This window comes from Candidatus Oscillochloris fontis, assembly GCF_004138135.1.
Classification (GTDB): Bacteria; Chloroflexota; Chloroflexia; order Chloroflexales; family Chloroflexaceae; genus Oscillochloris; species Oscillochloris fontis.
In genome coordinates, this window is sequence record NZ_RYFD01000004.1 from 79,951 (window position 1) to 98,491 (window position 18,541).

15 protein-coding genes are annotated in these 18,541 nt (G+C 61.2%); 8 read left to right on the forward strand and 7 right to left on the reverse strand.

Annotated elements, in window-relative coordinates; genetic code table 11:
• Window positions 1-3: 3 nt before the first annotated feature.
• The 5 genes from EKD03_RS03250 to EKD03_RS03270 all read right to left on the reverse strand — a co-directional run bounded on the left by EKD03_RS03250 (window position 4) and on the right by EKD03_RS03270 (window position 3,675).
• Complete coding sequence (locus EKD03_RS03250; protein WP_129627391.1) at window positions 4-753, reverse strand: type 1 glutamine amidotransferase; 750 nt, start codon at window positions 751-753, stop codon at window positions 4-6.
• A gap of 3 nt (window positions 754-756) precedes the next feature.
• On the reverse strand, window positions 757-2,022 hold the full coding sequence (locus tag EKD03_RS03255; protein ID WP_129627393.1) for a glutamate-5-semialdehyde dehydrogenase: 1,266 nt from the start codon (window positions 2,020-2,022) through the stop codon (window positions 757-759).
• 29 nt (window positions 2,023-2,051) lie between these two features.
• Window positions 2,052-2,381, reverse strand: coding sequence for a hypothetical protein (locus EKD03_RS03260; protein ID WP_129627395.1), 330 nt, complete (start codon window positions 2,379-2,381; stop codon window positions 2,052-2,054).
• Window positions 2,382-2,429: 48 nt separating this feature from the next.
• A complete protein-coding gene (locus EKD03_RS03265; RefSeq protein ID WP_129627397.1) occupies window positions 2,430-2,612 on the reverse strand; it encodes a hypothetical protein in 183 nt (60 codons plus the stop codon).
• Between the two features lie 190 nt (window positions 2,613-2,802).
• Window positions 2,803-3,675, reverse strand: coding sequence for a class I SAM-dependent methyltransferase (locus tag EKD03_RS03270; RefSeq protein WP_161569169.1), 873 nt, complete (start codon window positions 3,673-3,675; stop codon window positions 2,803-2,805).
• 309 nt (window positions 3,676-3,984) lie between these two features.
• Here EKD03_RS03270 and EKD03_RS03275 point away from each other — a divergent pair, with 309 nt between their 5' ends.
• Genes EKD03_RS03275 through rimO form a run of 3 tightly spaced genes read left to right on the forward strand, consistent with a single transcriptional unit; the run spans window position 3,985 to window position 6,691 of the window.
• Window positions 3,985-4,833, forward strand: coding sequence for a helix-turn-helix domain-containing protein (locus tag EKD03_RS03275; protein WP_129627402.1), 849 nt, complete (start codon window positions 3,985-3,987; stop codon window positions 4,831-4,833).
• A 41-nt stretch (window positions 4,834-4,874) separates the two neighbouring features.
• The gene (locus tag EKD03_RS03280) at window positions 4,875-5,372 is read left to right on the forward strand and encodes a YajQ family cyclic di-GMP-binding protein (protein ID WP_129627405.1); all 498 of its coding nucleotides are present in this window, start codon (window positions 4,875-4,877) and stop codon (window positions 5,370-5,372) included.
• Entirely contained in the window at window positions 5,369-6,691 is a 1,323-nt protein-coding gene (rimO, locus tag EKD03_RS03285) for a 30S ribosomal protein S12 methylthiotransferase RimO (RefSeq protein ID WP_129627408.1), read from the forward strand. Before EKD03_RS03280 ends, rimO begins: the two co-directional genes overlap by 4 nt.
• A gap of 168 nt (window positions 6,692-6,859) precedes the next feature.
• Here rimO and EKD03_RS03290 read toward each other — a convergent pair whose 3' ends face one another.
• Window positions 6,860-7,276, reverse strand: a complete 417-nt coding sequence (locus EKD03_RS03290) for a BlaI/MecI/CopY family transcriptional regulator (RefSeq protein ID WP_129627411.1) — start codon at window positions 7,274-7,276, stop codon at window positions 6,860-6,862.
• A gap of 272 nt (window positions 7,277-7,548) precedes the next feature.
• Here EKD03_RS03290 and EKD03_RS03295 point away from each other — a divergent pair, with 272 nt between their 5' ends.
• From EKD03_RS03295 to EKD03_RS03310, 4 genes are all read left to right on the forward strand, one after another.
• On the forward strand, window positions 7,549-8,592 hold the full coding sequence (locus EKD03_RS03295) for a polyprenyl synthetase family protein (protein ID WP_129627414.1): 1,044 nt from the start codon (window positions 7,549-7,551) through the stop codon (window positions 8,590-8,592).
• A gap of 58 nt (window positions 8,593-8,650) precedes the next feature.
• Complete coding sequence (locus EKD03_RS03300; protein WP_129627417.1) at window positions 8,651-9,847, forward strand: glycosyltransferase; 1,197 nt, start codon at window positions 8,651-8,653, stop codon at window positions 9,845-9,847.
• Window positions 9,848-9,939: 92 nt separating this feature from the next.
• The gene (gene bchY / locus EKD03_RS03305; protein ID WP_129627420.1) at window positions 9,940-11,232 is read left to right on the forward strand and encodes a chlorophyllide a reductase subunit Y; all 1,293 of its coding nucleotides are present in this window, start codon (window positions 9,940-9,942) and stop codon (window positions 11,230-11,232) included.
• 2 nt (window positions 11,233-11,234) lie between these two features.
• A complete protein-coding gene (locus EKD03_RS03310) occupies window positions 11,235-12,743 on the forward strand; it encodes a nitrogenase component 1 (protein ID WP_129627423.1) in 1,509 nt (502 codons plus the stop codon).
• 119 nt (window positions 12,744-12,862) lie between these two features.
• Here the strand turns inward: EKD03_RS03310 and EKD03_RS03315 are convergent, their stop codons facing one another.
• On the reverse strand, window positions 12,863-14,710 hold the full coding sequence (locus tag EKD03_RS03315) for a pseudouridine synthase (protein ID WP_129627426.1): 1,848 nt from the start codon (window positions 14,708-14,710) through the stop codon (window positions 12,863-12,865).
• A 253-nt stretch (window positions 14,711-14,963) separates the two neighbouring features.
• Here EKD03_RS03315 and EKD03_RS03320 point away from each other — a divergent pair, with 253 nt between their 5' ends.
• Window positions 14,964-18,533: an AAA family ATPase gene (locus EKD03_RS03320; RefSeq protein WP_161569170.1), complete on the forward strand. Its 3,570-nt coding sequence runs from the start codon at window positions 14,964-14,966 to the stop codon at window positions 18,531-18,533.
• Window positions 18,534-18,541: the final 8 nt, after the last annotated feature.

Consider the following 18,541-nt stretch of genomic DNA (forward strand, 5'->3'; position numbering starts at 1 on the left):
TCTTCATGAGACTAAGCGGTGGATCATTGTCTGTTGTGCATGGTGTTCGAGGGCCGCATCGAGCGGAGCCAGATGCGCAGTGGGGCCGTAGCGACGGTACAGGGCCAGCCCGATCAGATGGTCGGTGAGTTGCGGGTTTTTGGGCAAGAGCGAGCCATGTAGGTAGCAGCCGAAGGTGTTGCGGTAGATTGCTCCGCCCCGACCATCTTCACCGTTATCGCCGTGGCCCGCCAGCACGCGGCCCATGCTCTGCACCCCCGGCCCATGGTAGGTTCGCCCGCTGTGGTTCTCGAAGCCGACGAGGCGCACCGGCCCTACCGTGGGCAGATCGGCCTCGACCACGATATTGCCGATGAGGCGTTGGTTGCCGCCCACCGTATGCACATCCAGCACCCCCAGACCGGGGAGGCGTTCGCCGGTGTGGGTGAGGAAGTAGTGACCGAGGAGTTGGTAGCCGCCACAGATGGCGAGGAGCACTAGGCCATCCTCAAGCGCGGCGCGCAAGCCCGGCCCTTGGCGTTCGAGCAGATCGTGGGCGATCAGGGCTTGCCCACTATCCTGGCCCCCGCCGAAGAAGGCCAGATCGAAACTGGCCCAATCGGGCTGATCGCCGGGTTCAATCGGGATCACGCTGAGATCAATCCCGCGCCAGTGGCAACGCTGGCGCAGCGCGATCACATTGCCGCGATCCCCGTAGACATTCATCTGCGCCGCATAGAGATGCGCCAGTTTGAGGTGGTAGCTTGGTGTCATGAGTTAGGCACGCACACTATAATCACCCAACGCCACCCACTTATAGGTGGTCAACTCCTTGAGACCCATTGGCCCACGGGCGTGCAACTTCTGGGTACTGACGGCTACCTCGGCCCCCAAGCCAAACTGCCCGCCATCATTAAAGCGCGTCGAGGCATTCACAAAGACCGCTGCGCTATCTACCTCGCGCACGAAGCGGTCGGCAGCGGCGGCATCGGCGGTAAGAATCGCATCGCTGTGGGTGCCATAGGCGGCGATATGATCGAGCGCCATATCGAGGTTGTCCACCACGCGGATGGCGAGGATGAGCGCCATAAACTCGGTACCGAAGTCATCGGGGGTGGCGGGCCGCAGATTCCACGCCTCGGCACCGGGGGCAGCGCTGAGGATCGCGAGTGCCTCGGCATCGCAGCGCAACTCGACACCCGCCGGGCAGAGCGCCGCAGCGACACGGGGCAGGAGGTCGGCGGCGATCTCACGCTGCACCAGCAGGGTATCGAGCGCATTACAGACACTCGGACGCTGTACCTTGGCGTTGAAGATCAGCGGCACCGCCCGCTCCAGATCGGCGCTGGCCTCGGCAAAGATATGACACACCCCGATCCCCCCCGTAATGACCGGGATGGTCGAGTTTTCGAGGCAGAAGCGGTGCAGACCGCCGCCACCACGCGGGATGATCATATCCACATACTGATCGAGGCGCAGCAGGCCGCGCACCAACTCGCGGTCAGGATCGGTCAGACTCTGCACTGCCGCAGCGGGGAGGCCACACTGGGCCAGGGCGCTGCTCATCGCGGTGGTGATGGCGGCGACGCTGTGGCGAATATCGCTCCCCCCGCGCAGGATCGCCGCGCTACCGGCCTTCAGACAGAGCGCGGCAATATCCACCGTCACATTGGGGCGCGCCTCATAGATCACCCCGATCACCCCGATGGGGGTACGGCGTTTATGCAGGCGCAGCCCATTGGGCAACTCGGTGCTATCAAAGATCTCACCCACCGGGTCGGGCAGATCGGCCACACTGCGCGTATCGGCGGCAATCGCGGCCAAACGAGCGGGCGTGAGCAGCATGCGATCCAGGAGTGCGGCACTCGTACCAGTGGCGTGCGCCGCCTCAAGATCGGCGGCATTCGCGGCGAGGATGGTTGCCTGATGCGCCATGAGCGTATCGGCCAGCGCGAGCAGAGCGGCATCCTTCTCGGCACGACTCAGGCGCGCCAAGTGGCGGGCGGCGGCTTTGGCCTCACGGCCAATCTGCACAAGATCCATGAACACCTCAATAGATACAACGACGCATCCTAACGCTGCTTAGTGCGAGAACGCTCCTCCGCGATCATCTCGCGGGCACGGCGCAGCTTATCGCCCATCTCACCATGCGAGTAGGCGCGCACCATCAACATCAGACTCACCGCCAGCAAGGCGATCCCGATCATGGTGATGATCTGGAGCAGATTGGGATCAAGATAGATGATCGTCAAGCCGTTGGTGAGTGCAAAGAGGACGAAGGCAGCAGCGGACACGCCGAAGGCCAGTTGGCGTGAAGAACGTGGCTGCGCCTTGTGCGCCTGGAGCGCAAAGATAACCGCGATCAGCGCAGCGGCGATCATCCGAATAAGTAGTGTCGTCACAAGCGATTCCCTCACCGCGAGCCGAACAACGGCCCCAATTGTACCACGTTAGTGATCGCGTTTGCCGACATCGCGGCCCTGATCAAGCGAGTAGTTATTGGTGTCAGTCGTCGGTGGTTCGACCGCCTTTTGGACGATCACCCCCAACTGCACCAAGATCCAGAAGGTGCCCCATCCGACGAGCGAGAGCAGCAGCAGGCCGCCGAGTAGGAAGAGGAAGAACGTTGCCATCGCGAGATCTCCTTTGATGATATGGAGGATTACCCTGGCATCCCGGTTTTGACGTAAAGACGCTAAGGCGCAAAGCCTTTAATATAGCCCACAATCACATTCATTGCGTTTTGGCACCTTTGCGTCAATCAGCAGTGCTATTCAGAGTAGGTAGCCCCTTTACTTCTGGCGTAAACAATTCCAACTGATACTAACTATGACGCTGGCGTTGGGCGCGTGGTTGCCAACTCACCAGCGCCGTATGCGTCAGTTGCTCACGCAGAGTCAGCATACCATCGGCATCACGCACAAATAGCGCCTCAATCGCCGCCATAATGCGGGCATCGCGTTCGGGCTGCGGGGTCAGGCGCAGGCGGATACGAATATCGGACAGCCCCTCTTCGGGAGAGGCGAAGCGGAAGAAATTGGTGATTGGTAAGAGTTCGAGCGCTGCGGGCAAACCCAGTTGATGCAGGCAGGCGAGCGCTTCCAACGCCCCCGGCAGCGCCAAGCGGGGCTGGCCGTGAATGTATTCCCAGACCGGAGCCAAGCTCGCCCCTGGCGAGCGCAAGCCCAAGTAGAGGTAACAGCCCCGCTGGGCAGCCTGATCCATCGCCAACAGAAATGGGGCCACATCAGCCACACTATAGAGGACGTGCGACGAGATCACGACATCAGCCTTGATCGGCGTCTCCATGGGCCACTCATCGCCCCGGATCGTCACATTCGACAAGCCCAGTTCGGCCACCATGTGTTCCATTTCGGCTCGCATAGAGGGCGAAGGCTCAATCGCGATCACCTCGCGCACTAGGGGGGAGAGAACGGGCAGGTAACGCCCGGTACCGGCACCAATATCCATTACCGTATCGGTTGGCAAGAGGCGCGGGATCAGCGCCTGCATAAAGCCATCTGGCTCGGATTGATGGTGACGCCATGTTGCAAAGCGTTTGGCTTGGCTGGCCCAGTAGTCTGCTTGTTCGGCAAAGATGGGGTCAACCTTTGATTCGCCCTGGGCTCGTTCATCGAGGTACATCTGACGCCAGATCGCCAACCAATCGAGGCCGCCTGCATGAATGGGGATCATAGAGATCTTTCTAGTATTGAGTAGGGGTGACGCATTGCCCCCGAAGATCTTTTTTGTTGTGTTTTGGCGGCAAAGCCGCCAAAACACAACAAAAATTGGGGTTTGGGGCACAGCCCCAAGGACTTTGCACATGCACTGACTACTATTGGCGGGCGATGCTTCGCCCCTATACGCATGTGGTATAATACGTTAAACAATTTACGCCAACAAGTAGGGAAGTATTGGGCCACGATGGTGTTGCCCACCGTTTCTTGTCTCATCAATCGGGACGTTGCTTGGTAGCGTCCAACATACATAAGGTTCTGTATTATGAGTGACTTAGGTGCGCGGCTGCGTCAGGCGCGGGAGAGCCAGGGGCTCTCATTGGCCCAGGCATCTGTTGACACCCGCATACTTCAGCAGTCGCTGATCGCGTTGGAAGAGGGTGCCTACCAGCGGCTTCCTGGGGACGTTGTTATTCGCGGGTTTATCCGCAACTATGCCCAATACCTCGGCCTCTCCGGTGATGAGTTGATCGAACTCTACCGGCGCGAGCGCGGAGTGACCGATAAGATCCAGATTCGCCCCGTGACCACCCCGCCGCATCGCCGCACATACGTCCTACCCAGTTTCTTTGGGGTCTTCTTCGTTACCATCGCCTTGGTGGGCTTGGCATATGTTTCGCTGAGCGCCGTTGGGCGGATTGGTACGGGTGGGATTGCGAGTGTGACCACCAACGAAGCAACCGCCTTTGTGCCGCCTCCCTCGCCGTTACCCTCACCCTCGCCGACGGTTCAGCGGGCTGTTCCTGCTACTAACAAGACTACCACACCCGCGTCAACCATGCTTGCGGTGGTAGCGAGTGCCACCCCGCGCCCGGCAGGTGGGGTGATTCCGGTGGTCGTCACGCCGACTGTCTCCGCGCCGATCTTGGTCGAGGTGAGTATCGCCAACCAGCGTGCGGATACCAGTTCGTGGGTGCGGGTGCAGGCCGATGGCAAGACGATCTATGAAGGCATCATGAGCGCGGGCCAGCGCCAGACCTTCGAGGCTCAACGCCGAATTGTGGTGCGGGCGGGTAACCCACCCGCCGTGCTGGTGACGGTGAATGGGATGGAGCAGGGCGTGTTGGGGCAGGTACCGGGTCAGCCGGTAAACTGGGAGTGGCCGCCGAATTAGGATACCCTAGCTTCCTGGAAGCTTTAGCATTATAGGTTGGTATGGCGAGCGAACAGAGTTTTGATATTGTCTCCGACTTTGACCAGCAAGAGTTGGTCAATGCGGTTGATCAGGCCCAGCGTGAGATTCAGACCCGCTACGATCTCAAGGACACCAAGACGAGTCTGACCTTGAGTAAGACCGAGTTGGTGATCGAGACCGATAACGAGATGTCGCTGAGTAGTGTGCGCGACATTCTCGAAACCAAAGTGCTGCGGCGCAAGCTCTCGCTGAAGATCTTCAGCTATGGGACGGCCCAGGATGTGAGTGGCAGCCGGGTGCGACAGGTGGCGACGTTGCAGAAGGGGATCAACAGCGATCTGGCCAAGAAGATCGTCAAGCAGATCCGCGATCAGTTCCCCAAGATTCAGCCGCGCATCCAGGGCGATACGTTGCGGGTGGCAAGTAAGAGCCGCGATGATCTTCAGGCGGTAATTGCCTTTCTACGCGAACGTGAGGGCGAGATTGAGATCCCGCTCCAGTTTACTAATTTCCGATGAAGTATCATATCGTCACGCTGGGCTGCCCCAAGAATAGTGTTGATAGCGAGGGCATGGATGGTCTCCTCGCTGATGCTGGACACACGCGGGCCGCTGATGCCAGCGATGCCGATGTGATCATCGTCAATACGTGCAGCTTCATCGCCGCAGCCCGCGACGAGACGGTGCAGGTGTTGGGCGAACTGGGTCGCCAGAAGCGTGCGGGCCAGCGGCTGATTGCGGCGGGGTGTATGGCGCAGAGCCATGGCGACCTCTTAGCGCAGGTGGCGGGGGTGGATGCGCAGTTAAGCACCCAAGCCTGGACACGCATCAACGAGGTTGTCGCACCGCCCACGTCGCAGATGATCCCGCTGCTCGATAGCCCCGCGTCCTCCTATGCGGATTGGCGCAGCACCCCGATTCGGCGCAGCCAGCCGACCCCTTCGGCCTACCTCAAGATCTCGGATGGCTGTAACCTGCGTTGCGCCTTCTGTACCATTCCCAGCATCAAGGGCGATATGGCCTCCAAGCCGATCCGCGCCGTGTTGGGCGAGGTGGAAGAACTGGTGCGCCAGGAGGTGCAGGAGATCGTGCTGGTGGCGCAGCACCTCACCGATTATGGTCGCGATCTGGGGCTGGAGGATGGCTTGGCCACGCTGCTAGAGGAGATCTGTCAGGTGGTGCCGGTGCAGACATGGGTGCGGCTCATGTATGCCTACCCCCACGGCATCAGCGAGCGGCTGATCCGGGTCATGGCCGAGCTCCCGCAGGTGTTGGCCTACCTGGACATGCCCTTGCAGCATGCGCATCCTGATACGCTGCGCCGCATGCGCCGCCCACCCGACACGGATCATACGCGGGCGGTGATCCACGAACTGCGGGCGGCAATGCCGGATATGGCGTTGCGTTCGACCTTTATTGTGGGTTATCCGGGCGAGACCAACAGCGAGTTCAAGGCGCTGCTGGCCTTTCTGGAAGAGATGCAACTCGACCGCGTGGGAGCCTTCCGCTATTCCCGCGAACCCGGCACGCCCGCAGCCAGTTTACCCAATCAGGTGCGCCCCAACGTGATCGAGCGCCGCTGGCACGAACTGATGCAGATGCAGCAGGGCATCTCGCGGGCACGCAACCAACGTTGGGTGGGGCGGACAATGCAGGTACTCATCGAGGCCCACGGCCACACCGATGATGGCCGCAGCGTCGCACTCGGTCGTTCATTCCGTGACGCACCCGAAATTGATGGCCAGGTCTTTGTGTGGGGGGAACCGCCAATCGGAAGCCGGGTGGAGGTCGCCATCACCCAGGCAACCGATTATGATGTGTGGGGGACGGGTAGGTAGAGACGCAACATCTTGCGTCTCCACAGACGCAACATCTTGCGTCTCCACAGACGCAACATCTTGCGTCTCCACAGACGCAACATCTTGCGTCTCTACAGACGCAACATCTTGCGTCTCCACAGACGCAACATCTTGCGTCTCTACCCCAACCGACCATAAGGAGAACGATTAACTCGTGCGGCTCTGGATGACATGTTGGAGCCGCTGGAGTTCTGCCGGATTGTTACGTGCTAGGTAGTCAATCATATACTCAATCGCCGTATCGCTGTAATCATTGAGTAGGCCGTCGAGTACCTGACGTACCACCATGGTGACAAAATCCTCTTCCGAGATGGCTGGCGCATAGACATAGGCCAAGCCCTCGCGGTGGCGGTTGAGCACCCCCTTCTCGGCAAGGCGGCTCATGGTGGTCATAACGGTGGTGTAGGCGATCTCGCGCTGTGCCGAGAGTCGGCGATGCACCTTCTTGACGGTACTGCGATCATCTTGCCAAAGAATCTGCATAATCTCCGTTTCAAGGGGGCCAAGTACCTTGACGAGGCCATCCTTGGCGGGGCTAAAGCGGAAACGCATGTTGAGTGGCATCACTGCACTCCTTTCAAAGGTGGGGGCTGCGACTGGCAGGCTTTTTGTGTGGGGCCACAGTGAGCATTCGCTGCGTGTTGCCATTGCTCCTACGCCCTTACATATGGACTAGTGTACGAGTCGCGCCGCAGTTGGACAATGGTTTTTGATTACGGACGGGTTACAGTAGGCTGCGTACTTTTTTGAGTCGTAGCGCATTGGGATGCGGAACTTACTATCGGTACTCGTACTATATACAACGGTAGTGTGTAAGCCATTTAGATGAGATGAAGATGACACAACCTGAGAAACAACCTGATATGCGTCTGCGTATCCAAGCCGCTATGCGTGCGGCATTCCCCCAAGCCGAGGAACGGGTTGCGCGTTTCTATGCGATGCAGGAGTACCATCTGGGCTGGCGCAACGAGCAGTTGGTGGCCTGCGAATCTGACCCAGGGAAGCTGATTCGCCCGCAGTTGGTGTTGCTGGCATGTCAGGCGTCCGGGGGCGATCCGAGGTTGGCGCTGCCGCTGGCGGCGGGTATTCAGCTTTTGCATGACTTTACCCTTATCCATGACGATATCGAAGATGACAGCGACATGCGCCGTGGGCGGCCAACCCTGTGGCACTTGTGGGGGTTAGCCCAAGGAATCAACGCTGGTGACGGGATGTTTGTGATTGCGCACCTAGCAATTCATCAACTTGCTGATCTGGGCGTGCCGGCGGAGCGGATTTTGCCGATCCTGCGCCGCTTCGACGAGGTAATCCTGCATGTGTGCGAGGGTCAGTTCCTCGACATCAGTTTCGAGGGCGACCTGAGTATTAGCACCGAGGACTACCTGGCGATGATCGGGCGCAAGACGGCGATTCTGATTGATGGTTCGGCGGCGCTGGGGGCGATGGTGGCGGGGGCGGATGCGGTCACGGTGGCGGCGTTGAGTACCTTTGGGCGCAGTTTGGGGTTGGCCTTCCAGATCGAGGATGACATTCTGGGCATCTGGGGCGAGCCGGAATTGACTGGCAAGCCACGGGCGGCGGATCTCTACCGGCGCAAGGTGAGTCTGCCGATTGTGCATGCGCTGGGCCATGCCGCAGATGCGGCGACACTGGCCGAGATCTACCGCCAACCCGATCCGAATGATGCGGCGGTGGAGAAGGTACTGGCGATTCTGGATCAGGCTGGTTCGCGGGCCTATTGTGCGCAACTTGCTGCCGAGCACCACCACGCGGCGCTGGCGGCACTGGAGAGCCTGGGGCGCAGTGAGGTCGCGACGGTGCAGGTAGCCCGCGATCAGATCCGGGCGATTGCCGAGAGTCTGTTGGGGCGGCAGGCGTAGTAGGGGCGAAGCATCGCCCGCCCATGGAGTCCGTGTTTCCCATGTCCCATGCTGGGCGATGCTTCGCCCCTACTTTCCTATGCGAATTGCACTCCTCACGGGTGAGTACCCGCCCCAACCGGGTGGGATTGGTGACTACACCCAACAATTGAGCATCGCCCTGGCAGCACAGGGGCTAGATGTGGCGGCGCTCACCCTGCGTGAGGGCCGCTTGGTTGCGTGTAGGCCAGATGGTGGTGTTGAGGTACTCTCCGCCCCAGGGCTGAGTTGGTCGGTGCGGGATTGGCCGAAACTGCGGGTGGCGCTGCGGGTGTGGCGACCGGATTGGCTGCACATTCAATACCAGACCGGCGCGTATGGGATGCGGGCGGGGATCAATCTGCTGCCGCGTTACCTGCGCATGCGCGGCGACTGCCCACGGATCGCCGTCACCTTTCACGATCTCCTCGTTCCCTACCTCTTCCCCAAAGCGGGTCGCCTGCGCAGTTGGCTCAACCAACGCCTCGCCCGTGACGCGGATCGGGTGATCGCCACCAACGCGGCGGATGCGGCCACGTTGCGCGGGTGGGGGGGGACGCATCTGGCCACGATCCCGATTGGCTCGAATATTGCGGTGGCACCGCCTGCCAACTATGATCGGCGGGCGTGGCGGGCGCAGATGGGGATCGCGGACGATATGTTCGTGGTGGCCTATTTTGGGCTACTCTCGCCCAGCAAGGGCGTGGATCTGCTGGTGGAGGCACTGGCCGAGATACCGCCGGGTCGTGCGTGGCGTCTGGTCATCATTGGCGGGGCGGCCACGGCCCCCCAGGATGTGGCCTTTGCCGCCGAGGTGGAGCGCCGGATCACCCAGTTGGGGCTGGGGGCGCAGATCATTCGCACCGGGCATGTGGAAGCGTCCGAGGTCTCTGGGCACCTGCTCGCCGCCGACTGCGCGGCGCTACCCTTCCGCGATGGAGCCTCGTTGCGCCGTGGGAGCCTCTTGGCGGCGCTCGCCCACGGCTGCCCGGTGATTACGACCAGCCCCAGCGACCCTAGTGCAGCAGCGATCCTCGCGGCGGGGCCGGGGGCGCTGTGCATCCCCGTGGATGATCGGGCCGCGCTGGGGGCCGCGTTGCGTCAGGTTGCGGGCGATGCTAACCTGCGGCGAGCGTTGGGCCAAGCCGGGCAAGCTGCGGTGGCCGCGTTGGGGTGGCCGCAGATTGCGCGGGCGCATGGGGCGCTCTATCAGGGCCATGCAAATACTTTGATTTAAGAAATTTTTGTCTGCATAACCGGCTAGATCCATCCAAAGTGTCGTATAATGCCCGACACAAATGACTTTGTCCTATCGCAGAGGAGCGACGTATGGCTGAGCATACCCCCCCAGCCCCTGATGACGAACTGAGTGCCCCAGAGCCGTTTCGCGGCGGATCATGTAAGTTGCACCCGCAGACGATGTGCCCCGCGTTTGGGGCGCTGCGGGTGCTTTCGCGGATAGAGGGTGCGCAGCCGGCGATGGTGACCGATGCCGGTTGTCTGTATGGGTTGACCTTTGTGAGCCACTTTTATGCGGCGCGCAAGAGTATTCTTGCCCCGCAACTCGGAACGGCGGAACTCTCGTCTGGGCAGGTGCAGGAGGCGGCCCAGGCGGTGATCGCCGAGGCGGCGAAGGAACAAAATGTCAGTGTCATCCCGGTCATTTCGCTCTGTGTGGCCGAAACTGCTGGGTTGGCCGAGGAGTTGTTGCCCACCGAGGTTGATGGGAAGCCGGTGGTGCTGGTGCGGGTTCCGGCCTATGCGATTCATTCGCACCCCGAAGCAAAAGATATTGCGCTGGCGGCGGTCATGCGCCGTTTTGTTGATGCGCAGGTTGAGGCGGAACCACACACCCTCGCCCTGCTGGGCGAGGTCTTCCCGGCTGATCCACTGATCATTGATGGCCTGCTGCGCAAGATGGGCGGGCGGGTGGTGACGACGCTGCCCGGTCGCCATGTGGATGAGTTGAAGTTGGCCGGACGCGCCACGGCGGTTGCGGCGTTGCATCCTTACTACCGTGAGACGGTGGGGGTGCTGCGTGAGCGCGGTATTGGGGTGGTGACGGGTGCGCCGATTGGGGTGGAGGGCAGTGCGGCCTGGATTCGGGCAGTTGGGGCGGCGCTGGATCTGGACGAGGAGGTGGTGGAGCAGGTGGCAAGTGCGGAGGAGGCCGCAGCACGGGGCTTCTTGGCCATGCAGCCGCTCAAGGGCACCACGATCATGCTCTCTGGCTATGAGGGTAACGAGATGCTCTATGCGCGCCTGCTGATCGAGGGCGGTGCGCATGTCCCCTATGTCAGCACCAGCATTGGCCAGAGTATGCTCACCGCCGCCGATGAGGCATGGCTGAAGGCCCACGGCTGTGAGACGGTGGTCTACCGCAAGGCGATTGAGGATGATATGGCGGCGATGGAGTACTGGAGGTTTGATCTGGTGATCGGGACGACGACGCTGGCGGCGCATGCCAAGGAATTGGGCATCCCGGCGGTCTACTACACCAATATTCTGAGTGTGCGCCCGCTCTTCCTCGCCGGTGGCATGATCGCCTCGCTCAGTTTTGTGCGCGAGCTGTTGGGCCGCAAGCCGCTGTATGAGCGTATGGTTGATTTCTTCCAGAGGTAGCTATGTCCATTACCCTGATCCGTGACATTTCCGATTCCTCGTCCTATTGGGGGGCGAGTTGGGTCTTTGGCTGCTTCCCCGACATTCATATTGTGTGTGATGCGCCGATTGGGTGCTATAACCTGCTGGGGATGGCGATCACCGATTATACCGATGCGCTGCCACATATGGCGAACCTGACGCCGACCTCGATCCGTGAGGAGGATGTGATCAATGGGACGACCAAGGCGTTGCAGCGCACGATTGATGATCTACGTGGCTTGGGGACGTTGGAGGGCAAGCGGCTGTTGGTGATCAGTACCGCTGAGAGTGAGATGATCAGTGCTGACCACAAGCAGTTTTTGGCTCAACTCGATCCTGAGGCGCGCTTCTTCTGGAGCCAGTCGTTAGATCATGATGAGTGGCAGGGGCGCGAGCGGGCGTTGCTCTTTGCCTGGGAGGAGTATGGCAAGCCCTTGGTTCCTGCGAATGCCGCGCCCAAGGCGGCCAATCTGGTCAACATCATCGGGCCATCGCTGGGCTGCTTCAACGCCCCCGCCGATCTGCACGAGGTGAAGCGGCTGATTACCGGGGTGGGCGGCGAGCTGAACCTGGTCTACCCGTATGAGGCCAGCCTCGCGGCGACGCCTAAACTGGCCGCTGCGGCGGTGAATGTGGTGCTCTACCGCGAGTTTGGTACGGGCTTGGCCGAGGCGTTGGGGCGGCCCTACCTCTTCGCGCCCTTCGGGGTCTTCGGCACCACCGAGTTTCTGCGCGAGCTTGGCGCACTGCTCGGCACCCCCAGTGATCAGGTCGAGGCATTCATTGCCGCCGAGAAGCGTACCACCCTCCAGGCGGTCTGGGATCTGTGGCGCGGCCCCCAGAGTGACTGGTTTGCGACGGTGGATTGCGCGGTTGTGGCCGGGCGCAGTTATGTGGAAGGGCTGACGCAGTTCCTCGGCAACGAGTTGGGGATGAAGATCGCGTGGTCGTCGGGGCGTCCGCGCCGCGAGGAGGAGCCGGACAATAGCGAGATTCGTCGCCGTCTGCACACGAAGCCTCCGGCCTTCATCTTCGGCAGCATCAACGAGAAGATCTATCTGGCCGAAACGAATGCGCGGATGACCCAATTCATCCCGGCGACCTTCCCCGGTCCGGTGGTGCGGCGCACGATGGGGACGCCGTTTATGGGCTATGCGGGGGCGGCCAACATTATGCAGGAGTTGGTGAACCGCTTCTACGATATTGTGTTCAACTTTTTGCCGGTGGAGCAGGTGAAGGTGGAGACGGCGGGGCATGGGCCACCGGCAGGGCCACCGGCAGCAGCGGCAAGCGCGGCATCGGCGGAGACGATGGCGTGGAGTAAGGAGGCGACCGAGCGGCTGGATGCGGCGCTTGAGCAGGTGCCGTTTTTGGCGCGTATCAGCGCGAGCCGCACGTTGCGTTTGGCGGCGGAAGAGGCGGCACGGGTACGCGGGTTGCGTGAGGTGAATGTGGCGATGGTCGAAGCAGCCATTGCGCGGGGAGTCTAGGGGCCGCGCTTCATCTACCGCAGAGGACGCAGAGGGGCGCAGAGGTTTAGACAATAACCTCTGCGCCCCTCTGCGTCCTCTGCGGTAAACCTTAGGGTCGCGACGCAATATGTTGCGTGCTACTCACCATCTTCGGTTTTGCCACGCGGGCGAATCGGGAAGTTGGGGCGACCACGCGGGCGGCTGCGGAAGCTGGCCGCAGGTGACCGGCCTGCTCCAGTCGCTTTCTTCTCGGTTGGGGCTTCCTGGCGCGGTGTCGGAGGTGCTACCTCTTCGGCGCGTGGGCGTTCGTAGCGCGGTGCGCGGCTCTCGCTGGGTGCTGCGGGACGCTCTTCACGCGCCTCGCGACGGGGCGCACCGTAGCTGCCGCGGCCCTCGTCACGACGGGGTGCGCCGTAGCCACCCCGTCCCTCATCGCGGCGGGGCGGGCCATCCTCGCGACGGGGCGCACCGTAGCTGCCGCGGCCCTCGTCGCGGCGGGGTGCGCCGTAGCCACCCCGTCCCTCATCGCGGCGGGGCGGACCATCCTCGCGGCGGGGTGCACCGTAACCACCTCGGCCTTCGTCACGACGGGGTGGGCCATCCTCGCGGCGGGGCGCGCCGTAGCTGCCGCGACCCTCGTCACGGCGGGGCGCGCCGTAACCACCGCGACCTTCGTCACGACGCGGGGGGCCATCTTCGCGGCGGGGCGCACCGTAACCACCGCGACCCTCGTCACGACGCGGGGGGCCATCTTCGCGGCGGGGCGCACCGTAGCTGCCGCGACCCTCGTCACGGCGGGGTGCGCCGTAACCACCTCGGCCCTCGTCACGACGCGGTGGGCCATCTTCGCGGCGGGGTGCGCCGTAACCACCTCGGCCCTCGTCACGACGCGGCGGGCCATCTTCGCGGCGGGGTGCGCCGTAACCACCGCGACCCTCATCACGACGGGGTGCGCCGTAACCACCTCGGCCCTCGTCACGACGCGGCGGGCCATCTTCGCGGCGGGGTGCGCCGTAACCACCTCGGCCCTCGTCACGACGCGGCGGGCCATCCTCGCGGCGGGGTGGGCCGTAGCTGCCTCGGCCTTCCTCACGGCGCGGCGGGCCATCCTCGCGGCGGAACTCACCACGCCCACGCGGCGGGCCATCCTCGCGGCGGAACTCGCCACGCCCACGCGGCGGGCCATCTTCGCGGCGGGATTCGCTGCGACTGCCTGCCGATTGACGCTTACCGTTCACCTCCATACGCTCACCCGACTCACGGCGCACCGCAACGTGGGTGCGTAACGCCGCTACTTCTTCCTCAGTGAGCGGACGCCACGAACGCAATGGAAGATCGCCAAGCAGCAGATCACCTTCACGGACACGGATCAGGCGCAACACCTCATACCCTAGCAGGTGCGCCACTTCGCGGATCTGGCGCTTGCGCCCTTCGCGCAACACCACCCGGAACCACGGCCCTTCGGCAGTCGTTTCAAGCAGATCGACCCACGCCGGCGCGGTGGGTTCACCATTCAGCAATACCCCTTCACGCCACTGGCGCAACGCATCCACATCGAGTGGGCGGTCGAGCAACGCCCGATACTCCTTCTCGATCTCGAAGCGCGGGTGGGTTAGTTGGTGGGTCAACTCGCCATCATCGGTGAGGAGCAGCAAGCCCTCGCTATCCACATCCAAGCGGCCAACTGGGTAGACCCGCGCAGGCACATCAACCAGATCAATGACGGTAGGGCGGCCCTGGGGATCATCAACAGTCGAGACAAATCCAACCGGCTTGTTGAGTACAAGGTAGGTTCGTGTCGTCGGCTTCCGTACCGGCTGACCATCAACTTCAATAACATCCGCATCAAGATCCACGCGGGTTCCAGGTTCCTGGACAACCCGACCATTCACACACACACGACCAGCGGCGATCAACGCCTCGCAGTCACGACGAGAAGCGACACCCGCGTTGGCGAGCACCTTCTGAAGACGTTCAGCACTCACAATAACACCTTCCTTGAGCCCATATTGGTTGATAGGGCGGGAGTTCAACGACCTGAACTACTTGGTATTCGCGCCAGCTCTCGCTAGTGCGTTGTAGTCAGGTTCATGAGGAGATTTCGTGCGGATAAGATTGAGGTCGGCACGGCACCGTAGAATGACTCACACGGGCAAAGGTAGTATACCACAAAGCACACACATGTCGTGTACAATACCAACTGTCTCCCCCGCAGCAATACGAGGCGACGTGTGCCCGGTGGCACCAGTGCGCCCTGATGGTGCAATGAACCACGATCTGGTCAGCCCATTTTTACGCCCCTTTCTTTCACATTGGCTTATGGAGCGGATCGGCACACCCGCCCTCCAGCCAGGGATGGTCTATCGTTGTCATGCAACTATTCTCTATGCTGATCTAAGCGGTTTTACGCGCTTAACCGCCACGTTTGCTACCCAACCAGATGGTGCCGAGCAACTGCATGATTCATTGACACACTTTTTTGATGCGCTGATTGATACGATTATTGCCCATGGTGGGGATGTTGCGACCATTGCGGGGGATGCGTTGACGGCGTGGTGGCCGGATCGCTACGACATTGAGGTGGCGCAGCGGTGTGGCGCGGCGCTGATCGCGGTGCTGAAAGATCTGCCCGCAATCGAGACACCCCACGGTCCGTTCCGGCTAGATGTGCGAATTGGTGTGAGTGCTGGGGCGACCTATGTGGTTCTGGCGGGCTTGCCTATTCATGGCCTCTATGTGGTGATCTATGGGCCAGCGATACGTGCGGCAACTCGTGCTGAACAGTCGGCGCGACCAGGAACCATTCACAGTATTGATGCACCATGCCTGGACGATGCAGATCAACTACCAACCACGAGCACTGTTGAGCCAACCACCACGATTAGTTGGGAGCACTTCCTCCCGCCGACATTTGCCGAACGGCTCCGTTCGCATGATCTAATTCCTGAATATCGGCGGTGTGTGCCCGCCTTCGCCAACTTTGCGCTGCCAGTGCAGCCCGAAGATCTGCACCGCCTCGTCTCCCATGTCCAGGCCGTCGTACTCCGTTGGGGTGGTTGGCTGAATGAGGTCGAGGTCGGTGATAAGGGGGCGGTATTTGTCATGCTCTTTGGTGCTCCGGTGGCACGTGGTGATGACCCCAGCCGTGCGGTTGGTTGCTGTATGGAACTGCGAGATCGCGGGTTGATTGATCGGGCAGCGGTGACGGTGGGGATTCTGTTTGTGGGCACCGTGGGCAGCCAACAACGGCGGGTCTATACGGCCCAGGGCGATGACATGAACCTCGCTGCCCACCTGATGCAACGCGCACGTTCTGGTGAGGTACTCGTTTCGGGGCGCATCCGCGCCGAGATCATGGGGCGCTACCAGACTAGCGAAGTCACGCAGATTATCACCAAGGGCCACCGCGAGGGGGTCCCGGTGGCGCGGGTGATTTCGGGGGGCGCACGGATTGGGCGGGGGGTGGCGTTGCAGCGCTATCTGCCCAATGCGGTGAGCCTGGTTGGGCGAACCGAGGAGCGCCGTGCGATGCAGTCCGCCGCTCAGCGGGCCGTGAATGGGCGCTTGAGTATCATTCTGCTCGAAGGCGAGTCGGGGATTGGGAAGAGTTACATTTTACAGGATTTGGCCGCGAGTTGGATCGAACGCGGCTACCGTGGCTATAGTAGCGAGTGTGTGAGTGGCGGGATTGGTCTGCCGCTATTGGCATGGCGGCCTATTCTGGCCGATATTTGTGGTATTGATGAGGGAGCCAACCTGAAGATCCAGCGCGATCAGTTTGAGGATGCGCTGATGACGATTCCGCCTATTGATCCCGCGACTCAGCAATCGTTGGCATGGATTCTGGGCGTGAATGAGGAGGTTCCCACTGAAGGGATGAGCCTCCTGAGTGATCCCGAAGAGCAAGCGAGCTTGATCGGGGTGGTGATTGAGCTTATCCGCGCTCAACTCCAACTCGGCCCCCTGCTGATTGTGCTGGAGGATATTCATTGGGCCGATGTGCTCTCACTCCAGGTAGCGGCGCAATTACTCCATGCACCAGTCGGTGAAGAGTTCTTCCCCCTTTGCTTGACTCTCTCGCACCGCCCATTGGATTCGGCTGCTCCGCCTGCACTCAACGCGCTACGTAATGATCGCCGGACGACCCGCGTGCGCTTGGGGCGGCTGAGTAGTGCCCAGAGTGTTGAGTTGATCCGCGCCCTGCTCGGTGTCGCCGAGGTGCAACCTGAATTGCGCCAACATATCGAACGCCAGACCGAAGGCCAGCCGCTCTTTATCAAAGAGTATCTGCGGGTGCTGCAACAACAGAACTTGGCTTTTATCGAAGATGGTGTCGCCAAACTGGTGCCCAACGCCCTGACGATGCAGGTCTCAAGCTCGGCGCAGGGGGTTATTCAGGCCCGTGTTGATCGGCTCGATGAACCAACTCGCCTCACCCTCAAGGCAGCGGCGGTGATTGGGCGCAGTTTCCCCTTTCGTCTGCTGAAGAAGATCCACCCGGCCCATCCGAGCGACCAAGTACTATTAGCCCAACTCACGACTCTGATCCATCTGAAGATCATCGATCTCGAACTCGAAGATCCCGAACGGGTCTACCGTTTTATGTATGGCATTACCCACGAAGTTGCCTACACCAGCCTGCTCTTTGGCCAGCGCCGTCAGCTCCACGCCGCCGTCGCACGTTGGTACGAACAGACCTATGCAGCCGATATTGTGGCCGGACGTGCTGCGATGGCGGTCTATGATGTGCTTATCTCGCACTTGCACCGTGCTGAGGAGTGGCAGCGCCTCACCCGCTATGCGCGGATTGCCGCCGAACAGGCGGCGCAGCTCTTCTCCAATACCGCTGCGCTGCGCTATATCGAGCAGGCACTGATCATGACGACCGAACCGACTGAACGGGCAGATCTGCTCTTATTACGTGTGATGATCAATGATCGAGTAGAAAATCACAGCAGTCAATTTGAAGATCTTGAAGCCATACGCCAGATTAGTGAGCAACTGAACGACCGCTTGCGGTTACTCTATGTTCACTATTATCATTTGGGGCATTTGTTAGCTGTCGGTATGTATGGCCATGTACTCAAACAGTGTCAGCAGTTTGAAGCGACGATCTCTCAAGTTGCCAACGAACAGTCCGTAGCCGACCGCTTGCGGCAGATTCGGCTCTTACGCGCTGGGACACGTGATCTCTGCGGAGCGGCCTATACTGCTGCCGGTGATCTGCGTCGGGCACGCGAATATCATCGCCAAGCCCTCGTCATGGCGCTTGATGTGCGGATGATTGGTGAGATAAACCGCTACACTCCCTACCGTTGGCTAGATAGCCGGGTCCTCGCGGGGCACTGCTTTTACCACCTTGGTCAGATTGCGTTGTACGAGGGCGACTTGGAGGTCGCAACCGAGAACTTTCGCCAAGCGCTGGCTCAGGCACGTACCTGCAACAACTGGAGTGGCGAGGTGCGGGCGCGTGCCGGGCTCTCGCAGGTCTATCTCTTTCAGCAGAATTTGACCATGGCGCTGGGCGAAGCCAACCGGGCGCTCTCCACTAGTAAGGCGGTGGGTGATCGCACCGGCCAAGCGATCATCCTGCGCCAGTTCGCGGCGATCAGTGCCTACCAGGACGAGTATGACGAGGCCCAGCGGCGTTCCCTGCACGCCCTGACGATCAGTTCGAACATGCGGATGCGCATGTTCGAAGTGCAGATCTGGCACGATATTGCCCGTTTTGCCACCGCGCAGGGCTTGGATGATGAGGCCGCCGCCGCTCGCCACGAGGCTGAGCGGTTGCGGGTGCGTTATTTGTAGAGACGCAA

Excerpts from the sequence above, each read along its gene's own strand:
- EKD03_RS03255 (WP_129627393.1), bottom strand. The coding sequence starts at position 2,022 with ATGGATCTTGTGCAGATTGGCCGTGAGGCCAAAGCCGCCGCCCGCCAC.
- EKD03_RS03280 (WP_129627405.1), top strand. The coding sequence starts at position 4,875 with ATGGCGAGCGAACAGAGTTTTGATATTGTCTCCGACTTTGACCAGCAA.
- EKD03_RS03295 (WP_129627414.1), top strand. The coding sequence starts at position 7,549 with ATGACACAACCTGAGAAACAACCTGATATGCGTCTGCGTATCCAAGCC.
- EKD03_RS03270 (WP_161569169.1), bottom strand. The coding sequence starts at position 3,675 with ATGATCCCCATTCATGCAGGCGGCCTCGATTGGTTGGCGATCTGGCGT.
- EKD03_RS03290 (WP_129627411.1), bottom strand. The coding sequence starts at position 7,276 with ATGCCACTCAACATGCGTTTCCGCTTTAGCCCCGCCAAGGATGGCCTC.
- EKD03_RS03275 (WP_129627402.1), top strand. The coding sequence starts at position 3,985 with ATGAGTGACTTAGGTGCGCGGCTGCGTCAGGCGCGGGAGAGCCAGGGG.
- EKD03_RS03265 (WP_129627397.1), bottom strand. The coding sequence starts at position 2,612 with ATGGCAACGTTCTTCCTCTTCCTACTCGGCGGCCTGCTGCTGCTCTCG.
- EKD03_RS03250 (WP_129627391.1), bottom strand. The coding sequence starts at position 753 with ATGACACCAAGCTACCACCTCAAACTGGCGCATCTCTATGCGGCGCAG.
- EKD03_RS03300 (WP_129627417.1), top strand. The coding sequence starts at position 8,651 with ATGCTTCGCCCCTACTTTCCTATGCGAATTGCACTCCTCACGGGTGAG.
- bchY (WP_129627420.1), top strand. The coding sequence starts at position 9,940 with ATGGCTGAGCATACCCCCCCAGCCCCTGATGACGAACTGAGTGCCCCA.
- rimO (WP_129627408.1), top strand. The coding sequence starts at position 5,369 with ATGAAGTATCATATCGTCACGCTGGGCTGCCCCAAGAATAGTGTTGAT.
- EKD03_RS03310 (WP_129627423.1), top strand. The coding sequence starts at position 11,235 with ATGTCCATTACCCTGATCCGTGACATTTCCGATTCCTCGTCCTATTGG.